Genomic DNA, 15,854 nt, shown 5'->3' on the forward strand with positions numbered 1-15,854 from the left:
ATTCTTATTTTAGGTTATATACATTCATGTCCATTTATGTAAAAAATTCCTGCTGACCTTGTTTATGTCTTGTCAGTCACCATTTGCAAAACCATATTTGACCCTCAAAGAGGCTGAATTTGATAAGCAACTTGCTACATACTCATAAAAGGAGCTAAATAGAACACGAATGGGAAATACTCAAATGCCAAACTAAAGAAGATATTGGCCAAAATAAACGCTATACCGAGAGAGAAACTTGATTTTTCAACTTCCTAAAACGGTGTTGTTCAAACATTTCTACTTATTTGTACTTACCAGTTGAACCTACGCTTCCCTAATAAAATGTCTATGGTAAAAAGTTAAAAAATCCTCCCACTTTTGTTAGATATATTTTTTTGTGTAATTTTGTAATCGTTATGCGGCAGTAATAATATACATATTAATACGAGTTAGTAATCCTGTAGTTCTCACATGCTACGAGGAGGTATTAAAAGGTGCGTTTCGACAACGCATCTAATGTAGTATATTATTGCTTAATCCAAATGAATATTATAAATTTAGGAATTCTTGCTCACATTGATGCAGGAAAAACTTCCGTAACCGAGAATCTGCTGTTTGCCAGTGGAGCAACGGAAAAGTGCGGCCGTGTGGATAATGGTGACACCATAACAGACTCTATGGATATAGAGAAACGTAGAGGAATTACTGTCCGGGCTTCTACGACATCTATTATCTGGAACGGGGTGAAATGCAATATCATTGACACTCCGGGACACATGGATTTTATTGCGGAAGTGGAGCGGACATTCAAAATGCTTGATGGAGCAGTCCTCATCTTATCCGCAAAGGAAGGCATACAAGCGCAGACAAAGTTGCTGTTCAATACTTTACAGAAGCTGCAAATCCCGACAATTATATTTATCAATAAGATTGACCGTGCCGGTGTGAATTTGGAGCGTTTGTATCTGGATATAAAAACAAATCTGTCGCAAGATGTCCTGTGTATGCAAACTGTTGTCGATGGATCGGTTTATCCAGTTTGCTCCCAAACATATATAAAGGAAGAATACAAAGAATTTGTATGCGACCATGACGACAACATATTGGAACGATATTTGGCGGATAGCGAAATTCCACCGACTGATTATTGGAATACGATAATCGCTCTTGTGGCAAAAGCCAAAGTCTATCCGGTGCTACATGGATCAGCAATGTTCAATATCGGCATCAATGAGTTGATGGACGCCATCACTTCTTTTATACTTCCTCCGGCATCAGTCTCAGACAGACTTTCAGCTTATCTCTATAAGATAGAGCATGACCCCAAAGGACATAAAAGAAGTTTTCTAAAAATAATTGACGGAAGTCTGAGACTTAGAGACGTTGTAAGAATCAACGATTCGGAAAAATCCATCAAGATTAAAAATCTGAAAACTATTTATCAGGGCAGAGAGATAAATGTTGATGAAGTGGGTGCCAATGATATCGCGATTGTAGAGGATATGGAAGATTTTCGAATCGGAGATTATTTAGGTGCTGAGCCTTGTTTGATTCAAGGATTATCTCATCAGCATCCCGCTCTCAAATCCTCCGTCCGGCCAGACAAGCCCGAAGAGAGGAGCAAGGTTATATCCGCTCTGAATACATTGTGGATTGAAGACCCGTCTTTGTCCTTTTCCATAAACTCATATAGCGATGAATTGGAAATCTCGTTATATGGTTTGACCCAAAAGGAAATCATACAGACATTGCTGGAAGAACGGTTTTCCGTCAAGATCCATTTTGATGAGATCAAGACTATCTACAAAGAACGACCTGTAAAAAAGGTCAATAAGATTATTCAGATCGAAGTGCCACCCAACCCTTATTGGGCCACAATAGGGCTGACTCTTGAACCCTTGCCGTTAGGGACAGGGTTGCAGATCGAAAGTGACATCTCCTATGGTTATCTGAACCATTCTTTTCAAAATGCCGTTTTTGAAGGAATCCGTATGTCTTGCCAATCAGGATTACATGGATGGGAAGTGACAGATCTGAAAGTGACTTTTACTCAAGCCGAATATTATAGCCCGGTAAGTACACCTGCTGATTTCAGGCAGCTGACCCCTTATGTCTTCAGGCTGGCTTTGCAACAGTCAGGTGTGGACATTCTCGAACCGATGCTATATTTTGAGTTGCAGATACCCCAGGAGGCAAGTTCCAAAGCTATTACAGATTTGCAAAAAATGATGTCTGAGATTGAAGACATCAGTTGCAATAATGAGTGGTGTCATATTAAAGGGAAAGTTCCATTAAATACAAGTAAAGACTATGCCTCAGAAATAAGTTCATACACTAAGGGCTTAGGCATTTTTATGGTTAAGCCATGCGGGTATCAAATAACAAAAGGCGGTTATTCTGATAATATCCGCATGAACGAAAACGATAAACTTTTATTCATGTTTCAAAAAACAATGTCATCAAAATAATGGAGCGGTCAGGAAATTTCTATAAGGCAATACGGTTGGGATATATACTTATCTCCATTCTTATCGGATGTATGGCATATAATAGCCTCTATGAATGGCAGGAGATAGAAGCATTAGAACTTGGCAATAAAAAAATAGACGAGCTCCGAAAAGAAATAAACAATATCAATATTCAAATGATAAAATTTTCTCTATTGGGTGAAACGATACTGGAATGGAACGATAAAGATATCGAGCATTACCATGCACGGCGTATGGCAATGGACAGTATGCTCTGCCGTTTCAAGGTCACCTATCCAGCAGAGCGCATCGATAGTGTGCGCAGTCTTTTAGAGGATAAGGAACGACAGATGTTCCAGATAGTCCGGTTAATGGATGAACAACAATCTATTAACAAGAAGATAGCCAATCAAATTCCGGTTATTGTGCAGAAAAGTGTGCAGGAACAGTCCAAAAAGCCAAAACGAAAAGGTTTCTTGAGCATCTTCGGCAAAAAAGAGGGAACGAAGCCAACGACAACAACGACTACGCTCCGTTCATCCAATAGAAACATGGTCAACGAACAGAAAGCGCAGAGCCGTCGATTGTCAGAACAAGCCGATAGTCTTGCTGCCCGTAATGCAGAACTTAACAGACAACTGCAAGGATTGATTTGCCAAATCGAAAAGAAGGTACAATCTGATTTACAAAATAGAGAAAGCGAGATAACAGCCATGCGTAAAAAATCATTTATGCAGATAGGCGGCTTGATGGGATTTGTTCTTTTGCTGTTGGTCATTTCCTATATCATCATACACCGTGATGCAAAGAACATTAAACGATACAAACGCAAGACAACGGATTTGATCGAGCAATTGGAACAGTCCATGCAACAAAATGAGGTACTCATAACCTCCCGAAAGAAAGCGGTACATACTATTACCCATGAGTTGCGTACACCACTGACGGCAATAACCGGCTATACCGAACTTTTGCGGAAAGAATGCAATAGCGGTAATAATGGGCAATATATCCAAAATATACTGCAATCCTCCGACCGTATGCGGGATATGCTCAACACTTTGCTTGACTTCTTCCGCCTGGACAACGGCAAGGAACAGCCCCGTCTGTCACCCTGCCGGATTTCTGCAATCACGCACACACTTGAAACGGAGTTCATGCCTGTTGCCGTGAACAAAGGGCTGTCCTTGTCCGTGAAGACTGGACACGATGCCATTGTATTGACCGACAAAGAGCGAATAATACAAATCGGGAATAACCTGCTGTCAAACGCTGTCAAGTTCACAGAAGAAGGCGGTGTTTCTTTGATTACTGAATATGATAATGGAGTTCTGACACTGGTCGTTGAAGATACAGGTACAGGCATGACAGAAGAGGAACAGAAACAAGCGTTCGGTGCGTTTGAACGTCTATCAAATGCCGCCGCAAAGGAGGGTTTCGGGCTTGGGCTTGCCATAATGCGTAATATTGTGTCGATGCTTGGCGGAACAATCCGTTTGGACAGCAAGAAAGGGAAAGGCAGTCGTTTCACAGTTGAAATTTCTATGCAGGAAGCTGAAGAACAGCTTGGATATACAAGCGATACACCTGTTTATCATAACAATAAATTCCATGATGTTGTCGCTATTGACAATGATGAGGTATTACTTCTGATGCTGAAAGAGATGTATTCCCAAGAAGGAATACACTGCGACACTTGCACCGATGCTGCGGCACTGATGGAAATGATACGCCAGAAAGAATACAGCCTGTTGCTGACAGACTTGAATATGCCCGGTATAAACGGTTTCGAATTGCTGGAACTGTTGCGTTCGTCCAACGTGGGCAATTCACCAACAATCCCGGTGGTTGTGGCAACCGCTTCGGGCAGTTGTAACAAAGGGGAACTATTGGCAAAAGGCTTTGCCGGATGCCTGTTCAAGCCGTTCTCCATATCGGAACTGATGGAAGTTTCCGACAAATGTGCCATAAAAGCGACACCGGACGGAGAACCTGATTTTTCAGCCTTGCTGTCTTACGGCAATGAAGCCGTCATGCTGGATAAGTTGATGACGGAAACTGAAAAAGAGATGCAGGCGGTACAGGATGCGGCAATAGAGAAAGACCTGCAAAAGCTGGATTCTCTTACACACCACCTGCGCAGCTCGTGGGAAGTACTACGTGCCGACCAACCGCTAAGGGAACTTTACGGATTGCTTCATGGCGATACACTCCCGGATGGTGAAGCGTTAAGCCGTGCTGTGACTGCCGTGTTGGAAAAAGGAGCGGAAATAATCCGGTTGGCAGAAAAGGAAAGGAGAAAATACGAAGATGGATAAGACAAAAATAATTGTGGTGGAAGACAACATTGTGTATTGCGAATATGTCTGCAATATGCTGTCACGGGAGGGCTACCACACTATGAAGGCTTACCATCTCTCAACCGCGAAGAAACATCTGCAACAGGCAACGGATAATGACATCGTGGTTGCCGACCTGCGTCTGCCTGACGGTAACGGTATAGACCTTTTGCGCTGGATGCGAAAGGAGGGAAAGATGCAACCCTTCATTATCATGACCGACTATGCCGAAGTGCATACCGCAGTGGAAAGCATGAAGCTCGGTTCGATAGACTATATCCCCAAACAGCTTGTGGAGGATAAACTGGTCCCTCTTCTCCGTTCCATACAGAAAGAACGACAGGCGGGACAACGCCGTATGCCCGTGTTTGCCCGTGAAGGTTCCGCCTTTCAGAAAATCATGCACCGTATAAGGCTGGTAGCCGCTACCGATATGAGCGTGATGATATTCGGAGAGAACGGAACAGGTAAAGAACATATTGCCCACCACCTGCACGACAAAAGTAAACGGGCAGGCAAGCCATTCGTGGCGGTGGACTGCGGTTCACTCACTAAAGAGCTTGCACCATCAGCTTTCTTCGGACACGTCAAGGGCGCGTTCACGGGTGCGGATAGTACCAAGAAAGGGTATTTCTATGAAGCGGAAGGCGGCACGCTGTTTCTGGACGAGGTGGGCAACCTTGCGTTAGAAACCCAACAGATGTTACTCCGTGCCATACAAGAGAGGCGGTATCGCCCGATCGGTGACAAATCGGACAGAAGTTTCAATGTTCGCATCATCGCCGCCACCAATGAGGATCTGGAGGCGGCAGTGAGTGAAAAGCGTTTCCGGCAGGATCTGTTTTACCGTCTGCATGACTTCGGGATAACCGTTCCGCCCTTGCGTGACTGTCAGGAGGACATCTTGCCGTTGGCGGAGTTCTTCCGCGAGATAGCCAACAAGGAATTGGAATGCAATGTGAGCGGTTTCAGTTCCGAAGCACGTAAAGCGTTGCTGACACACGCATGGCCGGGCAACGTGCGGGAACCTCGGCAAAAGATAATGGGAGCTGTATTGCAAGCGCAGGAAGGTGTGGCGACGAAAGAACATCTGGAGCTTGCCGTAATCAAACCTACCTCACACGTCAGTTTCGCCCTGCGCAATGACGTGGAGGATAAGGAACGGATATTACGGGCGTTGAAACAGGCAAACGGCAACCGGAGTGTCGCCGCAGAACTGCTCGGAATAGGCAGAACAACACTATACAGCAAACTTGAAGAGTATGGACTTAAATATAAATTCAAGCAATCATAGCCCGTAATTCACTGAATTTGGCTATCTTTGCATAACATTTGAGAAAAACGGCGATTGGCAGGAGCTTTTTGCCGCCAACATATAGGATAAGACCGCAAGGCGTTTCAAGCGAAAATCTGGTAAATTGGAACTACGGAGACGATTGCGTGATGCTTATGCTATGCTTATGCATAGCGTGCATTCACGTACTCTCCGTAAAGGCTTTACCAGAGCCATCGCTTGAAGGTAGTGTGAATTGCACGCTACTTTTTTTACCCTTGCCTAACGAAAGGAAACGATTATGGGTAAAGTTCAGATTCTCGCCGTACTGACGATGGACGGATGTCTTTCTTCAGAGTTATATGATAAAGCACATCAGGATTTGTGCCTTGACCGTTGCGGTCTTGATGAAATCAGGGAGAAAGCCCTTTACCATGTCACACCGGACTATTCCATTTCAATGCTGCACGAATGGCGGAAAGACGGTACAAACATTCGTTACCTCGCGGAAGCCACACCAGACACGTCGGACTATATCAACGGACTGCTGCGTATGCACGCTGTGGACGAAATCATACTATACACCGTTCCTTTCATCGCGGGAACAGGACGGCATTTTTTCAAATCGGCTCTGCCGGAGCAACACTGGACGCTTTCCTCCTTGAAAAGCTATTCCAACGGTGTATGTCGCATTATCTATATCCTTGATAAAAAAGCAAGATAGCCAAAATGTGCGGCAAGCATACATTTCTATTTTCAGGAATAGAATAAATGTTCTGATTACAAACAATTTAAGTCGGAGATAATTTGTCCTTGTGAAAAAATATTGAATTTTATGCCTTTGAAATCCAGCACCTTGTAAAATTGAGTGTTGGATTTAATATTTTCTGCCGCGCTTTTTGCCAATTATATTTATGTGCGCACGCAGAAAACAAAGTGTAATTTTCAAAATTGACAGAACCATGAATTATTTCTTGTTGGCGGAAACCGACTTTTTCCGCCTGATAAACGAAGCCGGCGACTGCAATATGGAAACGGCATACACGGCTTTCGCCACCCAAGTGATCGAACTGTGCAACGGCGGCATGGACATGAACCTTACCGTCATCGCGCTTGCCTACATCGAAATCGAGTTGCAGCACCATCCCGTGCGTAATCTGTCAGAAGAAAAAAGAGAGATTGCCGCCTACGTCAGCAAGGCTCTGTCTTTCGTAAGAAAGATGCAGAAATTCCTTGCCACGCCCCAAGTGCCACCACTAATATCCGCCAATAACGCAACAGAAACCACCGCCAGCCTCCTGCAATGGACGGGCAATGCCATCGACCTCGTGGAACTTATCTACGGCATCGACGAGATGGGCTGCATCAACAACGGCAACATGCCGCTCAAACAGCTTGCCCCGCTCCTTTACAAGATATTCGGGGTTGAGTCGAAGGACTGCTACCGTTTCTACACCGACATCAAACGCCGGAAGAACGAAAGCCGCACCTACTTCCTTGACAGAATGCAGGAGAAATTGAACGAGAGGATGCTGCGCGATGATGAGTTGGATCGTATGAGGAGATAAAAAACAAATTCATTAGAATAAATCACATCAATTCAATTCATTATTTTGTTATATTAGAAAAAGATATTAACTTTGCATTGAAATTGATATAGTCATAATTCAGATGAACTCAATACACGATATAACAGACTACATTATCTTACGAGTAAAATCGGAAGATAGATTTGCGTCTTTAATAAATTTAAAGTTGCAGAAGTTATTGTATTATGTTCAAGCATGGTCTTATGGTATCAATAAAAAACCTATGTTTGACGGCGAGTTTGAAGCATGGATTCATGGTCCGGTAAATCGAGAAATCTACAATCGATTTAATTCTACAAAATATCTCTATTCAGAAATCAATATTGATGATTGCATGAATCACAATGTGAGTTTATCATCAGAAGACGCTGAATTTATTGACTTTATATTGGAGAATTATCTTAAATATAGCGGTGCTGAATTAGAACGATTGTCCCACAATGAGATGCCTTGGATTGAAACACGTGGAGATTTAAATGTAAATGAGCGTTGTGACAAGGTTATTACTCCAGAACTAATGATTGAGTATTATGGGAAAAAATGGGAAACTATTAAATCTTAATTCAGATTCTCCTAAATACGGAAACAAATCATTAGTTACCAAAGAACAAGAAAATGAGTTAAAGAGAAGGAAGATAACTTTTTCCTTCTCTTACTTTAAGCAGATACCTAATTTTCAGATTGGAGAGTGTTCTAAGGGATGGCATATTGGGCTTCTTGAACGATTAGGTGCTTTGGGTACTATGACACCGCAAGAAGTATTAGAAGAAAATAGAGGTAGTATTGCATTAAGATGTCATCCAATAGATTGGAGTGCTAAAAACATTCCTATTCAACGAAAAGATTTAGATTGGCTACCAAAAGAAATATTGGACAATGAGACAGATTTTCCAATAATGCAATTTTCGATAACAAAAAGTACGGGGCGTATTGTAGGTTATTTTGATCGGGATTCTTCTATATTTCACATAGTATTATTAGATCCTGAACATAATATACAACCGGCAAAGAAAACTAATTATCAAATACAACCAACTACAAAAGGGTTATCTCAATATGATGATTTATTAAATAAGTTGGAACGAATTAAAAGTATCGTATCAGATTGTTCTGATAAAAAGTGCAAATTGCATTCACATATTAGTGTTATAGAAGAATTACATGACAATATTGTTTATATAGGACTTGATAATGACTTCTATAGCACTTATCAAGAAATCTTAAAGAAAATTCCATTGCAAAAAATTTTGGAAAACGGAATCTTAGTAAGTATGGATAATGCTTAAGTTCTAAAAAAATGAAGAAAGGTTTATGGTAAGCCTTTCTTCATTTTTTTATTTACTTCTGCTGCAACAAATGCTTCAGGTTGTCATCGCCTGCGATGCGCTCCAGTTCATCCTGCACAATCTGCTTCACCTCTTCCTTGATGCGCCGGTAGTTCGCCTGCACCGTTTCCTTCATGTGGTCGTTGCCGTCCTCGTCCGTGAAATCGGTAATGACAGGAATTTTCTTGTAGGCACTTTCCTCCCGTTTGACCTTTTCGGCATCCACCACAATCTCGCAGTGGAAAATCTTCTGCTCGATGCGCTCGTTGAAGTTGTCGGACACAGAACCGACAAACATACCCTGCGTAAGACCGGAAATCTTGCTCGGCGGGATGAGCGCGTCCATCTGCGTGTTGATGGAGGTGGACACGTCCTGCCGGTTGATGGAGATGGACTGCCGTTTCTGCAACACCTTACCGAACCGTTCCGATAGTGTCTTTGCCGTTTCGCCTACCACCTGCCCGGAAAAGATATTGCCGACAGTGTTCATCACCACCTTCGCCTCCTTGTCCCCGTAGTCTCGCACCAACTGGCTGAAATCCTGAAAACCCAGACACACGGCAACCTTGTTGCTTCGGGCGGTAGCTATAAGATTGTCCAGCCCTTTGAAGTATATCGTGGGCAGCTCGTCAATGATGACCGACGACTTCAGCATCCCCTTCTTGTTGATGAGTTTCACGATGCGGGAGTTGTACAATCCGAGTGCCGCCCCGTAGATGTTCTGGCGGTCGGGATTGTTGCCCACGCATAGGATTTTCGGCTCTTCGGGATTGTTGATGTCCAGCGTAAACTCGCTGTCCGACATCACCCAATAGAGCTGCGGTGAAATCATCCTTGAAAGCGGAATTTTCGCCGACGCTATCTGCCCCATGAGCTGCTCCGCAGCCCCTCCGAGCCAAGCGTCCATGAATGGTGAAAGGTAGTTCTCCAGCTCCGGGTAAGAGGTCAGTATCGGAAATATATCCTCGTAACGGCGGTTCAGAAACTCGATGGCATGAGGAAAAGTGCAATACTTCCCGTTCTGATAGATTTTGAGATACCAGATAATGCTGGCAAACAGAATGATAGGAGACTCCACGAAGAAGTCGCCCTGCTTTTGCACCCACGTTTTATTGAGGTTGAGCATTATCGTGTAGGCACTCTCGTAAGCGTCCGTAATATCCTCCATGAAATCCGGGTGAATGGGATTGCAACGGTGTGAACGGCGCGGGTCGTCGAAGTTGATTACATAGAATTTCGGTTTCACCTTGTAGCCCTCCGGGTGGTTCAGCAAATGGTTATAGGCAATAGTGGACAAGTCGCTGAATTTGAAGTCATATACATACATCGAAAATCCCTTTTCAATCTGTTGCTTGATAAAATTGTTTACAACGGCGTATGACTTGCCGCTGCCCGGCGTACCCAACACGATGGACGCACGGAAGGGATTAACCACATTGATCCAGCCGTTGTTCCAGCGTTTCCTGTAATAGAAACGTGTCGGCAGATTGACCGAATACTCGCTTTCGATAAGCCTCGTTTCCTGCATGAAACTCTCGTTCTCGTTGTTGAAAACATCCTCCATCAAATTGTGTTTCAACAGACGGCTCATCCACAGACCTCCCATCAGCAGGCAGACATAGCCCGTTCCAATGGTAAGGACATATAGTCCCGTCACCGCTTCAAGCGGCAGCGGCAGGGGCAGCAACCACCAGTTCAGGAAAAACAGCACGAACCCGACGGCAAATGCTGTCCAGATTCTCCCCCAAGTGATTTTCTCACCCTTGACACCTTTCGTACCCAGACAGGACAGGGCAAGCAAAAGGACGGAAAACAGTTTCGTGTACAGTATGGAATGGAACAACCCCGCCGTGCGGTCGAAGTTCAGAAGGATTTTGTCCACCACGCCGATGTTCACGCCCCACATCCTGATGGCTTCGTAGCAGAACCAGTACACGTTCATGACCACTAAAATGATACTCACGGCACGCAGAAAATCCATGATTTTCGCCAATGCCCTCAAATCGTCTTCTTGTGACATACATTGATTTTTTAATTGTTGATACTCTGATTACATACCCAAGCCCTTGCGCTTTTTCTTCTTTTTGCGCTTCATTGCCCGGATGAAAGCCTCTTCCTCGGCATCGGTCGCCGGACCTTCGGGAGTGAGCAAGCCCATACCGCCCGACATGTCTTCACGGTCGTATGCGGTCTGCCCATATACCTTGTCCGCAACATCCGCCGGGATGGAAAGCGGTATAGGCGGTTGTCCGGCGTATGGCAGTGTGAAGTGTTCCTGCAAGGCATTCGCCGAAAGTTCCTTACCCATGCGCGAACCGTTCAGCACGCATCCCGTGCGGTGGTCGATGAAGGTAGCCCCATAGATGCGCCCTTCCTCTGTGTAGCGCAGCACGGTATCTATGCCCTTCTCTTTGAGCCGGGAAATAAACCTGTCCTTGTCATAAGTGCCTTGCAGCACGGAAAGGACGGTGCGTTTCGTCATGTCTGCCAGTTTCCTGTCCTTGATTTCCGATTTGGAACGGACAAACTTCTTCTGCACGGCTTCATAGCCTGCGGACTTCCCGAAGAGCGAGGACTTGAACGGATTGCCAACTTTGTTACCCCTGTCGTCCGTGACGGAATAGACCAGCCCGTGATACTCCCGTCCGCGCACGTTTCCCCTCGCTTCCTCCACCGTCATATTATATAAGGAAAGGAGCGCACGGTATTCGCCCATCGTCTGGAAGCGGTACTGCCCGTTCAGAGCCTTCACGGTGTTGCCCACCTGCTTTTTCACATCGCCAGCCGATGCATCCACCTTGCGCAACGGGTTATCCAATCCCTGATTTTTTCGTTCTGCCGGATGCAATCCATACTTCTGTTCCAGTTCCCTGCGAATACGGTCGCTGCGGCGGTAGAGAAAATCCCGGTTGAGCCTTTTACCGTTCTCGTCCACGTTGACCGTCACGATGTGCAGGTGGTGGCGGTCGATGTCCTCGTGCTTGAATACAAGATAAGGCTGGTTTCCGAAACCGAGTTTTTCCAGATACTCGCGGGCGATATTCTGCAACTCAATATCGGTCAGCACATCCTCCGGGTGCGGGTTGAGTGAGATATGCACCACCGGCTTCTCGACCTTCATCTGCGGTGGCAGGAAGGTGTGGAAACCCTCCATCGCCTTGCTTATGTCCACCGTTCCCGAACCGTCATTGTAGATGCGGTTGGTGGTGAGAAGCCGCCCCTGCGCCTCGTTAATCTTCTCCCCGTTGTAGGCAATCGCGCCGTACAACGAGTTTCCTACACTGATTTTTGCGACCATTTTGCTTCCATTTCTCTCGACAATTCCACAATCTGACGGCTCAGTTTCACGAGTTCGACGGTGTGTTGCTCCAGCTTGTAGAGCAACGCCATCGCCTTTTTCTCGGAAAAATGCAGCCTCAATTCCTTCACGACTTGGTTGTAATTCGTACCCACGGCGCGGAACTGCGCGTGAAAATCCGACAGCTTGGTGTAGTAGTCCACCAGCGTCTTGTCCACCTTCAGCACCTTGAACGGTTGCCCGAAGAAGTGCGCTTTGAGGAAAACCGACCGTGCATAGACACCCGATTTTCCGAACATGGCGAGGAAACGGTTGTGTTCCTCCTCGTTGAAACGGACGGTGTACCGGTACACCGCCGGATCAAGTTTGGGATTTCTCCCTGCTTTGCTTTTCCTTTTCTCTTTCATATCACTTTGGATTTAGCGGATTGACGGCATAAGCCGCCGCTTCTGTTCACGGCACCGCAGTTCTGAAAGGCTTTCCGACTTCGGAGGGAAAGCCCGTCCCCTGCAAGGGCAAGTGCTTTTCCGGGATGCTCAAATCATTTTGAGCGGCTGAAAAGACATCTTGCTATGTTCAGGTGAACATAAAAATCCGTCAGGGGACGGATTGGGAAAATACCTTTCAGGACTCCGGCCCGCACGCCATCGGCGAACCCTGCCGTCCGGGTGCAAAGTTACGCCCTTAAAGCGGTAATGGACAGATGCTTGACCCGGTCAATGGCTGCCAACCGGCGCAACATGCCGCCACTTGCTGGAGAAGTGATACAGGTTCAAAAATATACTTGTTTATTTGCAGCATGATTCAAGAAACGAACGGTTTGAAGATATGAGGAAAGGAACATTCAAATACCCGGACAACCGCTTCGGCGGACACTTGCCGAAACGGATACCCGAACCGTCGGAAACCCGGTTGTCCGACAATCCGATGACGTATGGATTCAATGACTTCATGACGCAATGTCGTCATTCATCACTTGTCCGCCGCACCGCTTCACCGCAGAACCGGATACGTGGTGACCCGCCCGTGTGCCTGTTCACGGAAACGGATAATGCGGTAATTCAATCCGCATGTAAACAGAAAATAAAATCATCAACAATTAAACTGAATAGAACCATGAGTAAAGAAATCTTCGTTGCATTCGCAACACAGAAAGGTGGCATTGGCAAATCCACCGTCACGGCACTCGCCGCCAGCTACCTCCACAACGTGAAGGGCTACAATGTCGCCGTCGTTGACTGCGATGATCCGCAGCACAGCATCCACGGTCTGCGCGAACATGAGACGGCACTCATCGGCGGGAGCATCTACTTCAAGGCTCTCGCGTGCGACCATTTCCGCAAGATAAAGAAGAACGCCTATCCGGTCATCAAGAGCAACGCGGTGAACGCCCTCGACGATGCGGAAAGGATGATCGCCGCCGAGGTCATGAAGCCCGACGTGGTTTTCTTCGACATGCCGGGAACACTCCGGAGCAACGGCGTGATAAAGACGCTATCGCAGATGGACTACATCTTCACGCCCCTTAGTGCCGATCGCTTCGTCGTGGAGAGTACCCTGAAATTCGTCACGATGTTCCGCGACAGGCTGATGACGACCGGGCAGGCGAAAACAAAGGGGCTTTATCTGTTCTGGACGATGGTGGACGGCAGGGAGAGGAACGACCTGTACGGCATCTACGAAGAAGTGATAGCCGAAATGGGCTTTCCGGTGCTTTCCACCCGCCTGCCCGACAGCAAGAAGTTCCGCCGCGACCTATCGGAAGAGCGCAGGAGCGTTTTCCGCTCCACTATCTTCCCGATGGACACGGCACTGCTGAAAGGAAGCGGCATCCGTGAGTTTTCCGAAGAGATAAGCGACATCATCAGACCGCAGTGAGCATGGGCAGCAGGAAAGTGAACACGGAAGGCATCGACGAGGAACTGCTGTTGGCATCCATTGGGCGGCGCACTCAGGACGGGACACTGCGTCCGGCGCAGGAAGTCCCCGCAACCGCACCGACCGAAGATGACACCGCCGTACCGGAGCCGCCACCCGCGCAGCCCGTGGCACGGGAGAGAACGCAGAGGGAAGGCGGTCGCCGGAAAAGGCAGGACGAGGACTATAACGAGCTGTTCCTGCGCCGCAACGAGATAAAGACCCGCCAGTGCGTCTATATCAGCCGCGACGTACACGGCAAAATCCTCAGAATAGTGAACGATATCGCCGGAGGGGAAATCTCCGTGGGCGGCTATGTGGATACCGTGCTGCGCCAGCATCTGGAACAGCACAAGGAGAGAATCAACGAACTGTACAAGAAACAACGTGAAGATCTGATTTGAAAATGGAAAAAGAAATGACACCGAATGAAAAAAGACCGCAGCAGGACTGCGGAGGCATGCTTGCCCAAGTGAAGGCGAGCGTGGAAATACTGTCGCTCGTCCCGGTAAGCGGCAAATGCAGCGAGAAGGACTATGAGCGTCTGTTTATCCGCGACCCCGAAGTAAAGGCGCGGGAGGGCAAGATGGCGTATGTGCGCCCGGAGTACCACGAGCGTATCATGCGCATCACCCGTGTAATCGGGCATGACCGGCTTACGCTGTCCGCCTACATCGACCATGTGCTGACGCACCACTTCAACCAGTGCGAGGACGCCATAAAGAGCCTTTACGCCCGGAATTACAATTCAGTATTCTAATTAAAACCGGAAGTATATGAATGAAACAATCAGTATGACAGACATTCTGCTGGCGGTATCGGTCGGCTGCAACCTATGGTTCCTGTTCCTGCTCCTTTACGAGCGCATCATGGAAACGCGGCTTGTCCGCTTCTTCAAGGGCATAGCCGGATTATGGCGGTCGTTGGACAGGAATGGACCAAAGAGCGTAGCGGCACATGAGGAAGTTCCCACGGCAAAGGGGGACATCATCGGCAAGAGCCGTTTCAAAATGGCATCCACCCGGACAACCGCTGCCATACCGGCGCAAGAAGCCGCCACTTCGGAAAAAGGCATTGAGCTGTCGGAGGAAGAGGCTACTTTTGACGACGGAAACACGGAAACCGCGTCCCGCCCGGCGCAAGTCCCGGAGGAAAAGCTCGATGAGACCTTCACGAGCATACCGCCGGAGGAACTGGGATACGGGGAGGACGAACCGGATGAAGACGCTTCGGACACGCCACGGGCTTCGGGCAGCAGCTTTGACGAGATCGACGACGCCTGCAAGACCGCCAAGAACCCGGATGCAACGCAGGCGCAACGTGAAAAGGCGGCCAAGGTGTTCACCGACATGGAGGGCACGGAGTTGTACGAGAAAATGATGGAAGGCTCTTCGGAGATAGGCATCCGCATCAAGGGGCTTATCGAGATTCGGCTGAAGAAATCTGAAAAGGAGTTCGTCGTGCCGGACAACATCGAGGAGTTCGACATTCGCAACTATGTATGACAACAATAAAAGAAATGAACATGAAAGAATGACATCAACCCACGCGGCGAGGAAACGCAAGGCGCATCCCCATCCGCAACGGACACGCCCACGTCCGTGGAAACAAACGGGCATCCACTAAAACCAAAGTAAAGAAACAAAGTATCAACCGCCCGACA

At 47.0% G+C, this 15,854-nt stretch carries 15 protein-coding genes; 11 read left to right on the forward strand and 4 right to left on the reverse strand.

The features are described from left to right. The first annotated feature begins 524 nt into the window (after positions 1–524). From tet(Q) to KO473_RS02010, 7 genes are all read left to right on the forward strand, one after another. Positions 525–2,450, forward strand: a complete 1,926-nt coding sequence (gene tet(Q), locus KO473_RS01980) for a tetracycline resistance ribosomal protection protein Tet(Q) (RefSeq protein ID WP_005861693.1) — start codon at positions 525–527, stop codon at positions 2,448–2,450. After that, complete coding sequence (locus KO473_RS01985) at positions 2,450–4,768, forward strand: ATP-binding protein (protein ID WP_005861691.1); 2,319 nt, start codon at positions 2,450–2,452, stop codon at positions 4,766–4,768. Before tet(Q) ends, KO473_RS01985 begins: the two co-directional genes overlap by 1 nt. Beyond that, positions 4,761–6,083: a sigma-54 dependent transcriptional regulator gene (locus KO473_RS01990; protein WP_216035079.1), complete on the forward strand. Its 1,323-nt coding sequence runs from the start codon at positions 4,761–4,763 to the stop codon at positions 6,081–6,083. The genes KO473_RS01985 and KO473_RS01990 overlap by 8 nt, the downstream gene beginning before the upstream one ends. 280 nt (positions 6,084–6,363) lie before the next feature. Beyond that, the gene (locus KO473_RS01995; RefSeq protein ID WP_005861687.1) at positions 6,364–6,786 is read left to right on the forward strand and encodes a dihydrofolate reductase family protein; all 423 of its coding nucleotides are present in this window, start codon (positions 6,364–6,366) and stop codon (positions 6,784–6,786) included. Between the two features lie 238 nt (positions 6,787–7,024). Beyond that, positions 7,025–7,630: an RteC domain-containing protein gene (locus KO473_RS02000; RefSeq protein ID WP_005861685.1), complete on the forward strand. Its 606-nt coding sequence runs from the start codon at positions 7,025–7,027 to the stop codon at positions 7,628–7,630. Between the two features lie 103 nt (positions 7,631–7,733). After that, the gene (locus KO473_RS02005) at positions 7,734–8,213 is read left to right on the forward strand and encodes a Panacea domain-containing protein (protein WP_004293873.1); all 480 of its coding nucleotides are present in this window, start codon (positions 7,734–7,736) and stop codon (positions 8,211–8,213) included. Continuing rightward, entirely contained in the window at positions 8,182–8,937 is a 756-nt protein-coding gene (locus KO473_RS02010) for a hypothetical protein (protein ID WP_004293874.1), read from the forward strand. Before KO473_RS02005 ends, KO473_RS02010 begins: the two co-directional genes overlap by 32 nt. A 52-nt stretch (positions 8,938–8,989) precedes the next feature. On the opposite strand, the gene mobC is transcribed toward KO473_RS02010, so the two are convergent. From mobC to KO473_RS23315, 4 genes are all read right to left on the reverse strand, one after another. Next, positions 8,990–10,996: a conjugal transfer protein MobC gene (gene mobC, locus KO473_RS02015; protein ID WP_005861683.1), complete on the reverse strand. Its 2,007-nt coding sequence runs from the start codon at positions 10,994–10,996 to the stop codon at positions 8,990–8,992. Between the two features lie 30 nt (positions 10,997–11,026). Further along, entirely contained in the window at positions 11,027–12,274 is a 1,248-nt protein-coding gene (mobB, locus tag KO473_RS02020; RefSeq protein ID WP_005861681.1) for a conjugal transfer protein MobB, read from the reverse strand. Beyond that, the gene (mobA, locus tag KO473_RS02025; RefSeq protein ID WP_004312006.1) at positions 12,253–12,681 is read right to left on the reverse strand and encodes a conjugal transfer protein MobA; all 429 of its coding nucleotides are present in this window, start codon (positions 12,679–12,681) and stop codon (positions 12,253–12,255) included. Before mobA ends, mobB begins: the two co-directional genes overlap by 22 nt. A gap of 381 nt (positions 12,682–13,062) precedes the next feature. Further along, a complete protein-coding gene (locus tag KO473_RS23315; protein WP_229034769.1) occupies positions 13,063–13,227 on the reverse strand; it encodes a hypothetical protein in 165 nt (54 codons plus the stop codon). Between KO473_RS23315 and KO473_RS02030 the strand changes: the two genes are divergently transcribed. From KO473_RS02030 to KO473_RS02045, 4 genes are read left to right on the forward strand one after another with little or no spacing between them, the layout of a single operon-like run. Beyond that, on the forward strand, positions 13,226–14,152 hold the full coding sequence (locus KO473_RS02030) for a ParA family protein (protein WP_229034768.1): 927 nt from the start codon (positions 13,226–13,228) through the stop codon (positions 14,150–14,152). The genes KO473_RS23315 and KO473_RS02030 overlap by 2 nt on opposite strands. Before the next feature lie 2 nt (positions 14,153–14,154). Beyond that, positions 14,155–14,595, forward strand: coding sequence for a DUF3408 domain-containing protein (locus KO473_RS02035; protein ID WP_005861676.1), 441 nt, complete (start codon positions 14,155–14,157; stop codon positions 14,593–14,595). A 2-nt stretch (positions 14,596–14,597) separates the two neighbouring features. Further along, positions 14,598–14,951: a DUF3408 domain-containing protein gene (locus tag KO473_RS02040; RefSeq protein ID WP_009017933.1), complete on the forward strand. Its 354-nt coding sequence runs from the start codon at positions 14,598–14,600 to the stop codon at positions 14,949–14,951. Between the two features lie 16 nt (positions 14,952–14,967). Further along, complete coding sequence (locus KO473_RS02045; RefSeq protein WP_005861672.1) at positions 14,968–15,696, forward strand: hypothetical protein; 729 nt, start codon at positions 14,968–14,970, stop codon at positions 15,694–15,696. The last annotated feature ends 158 nt before the right edge of the window (positions 15,697–15,854 follow it).

This window comes from Bacteroides sp. HF-4919 (genome assembly GCF_018860125.1).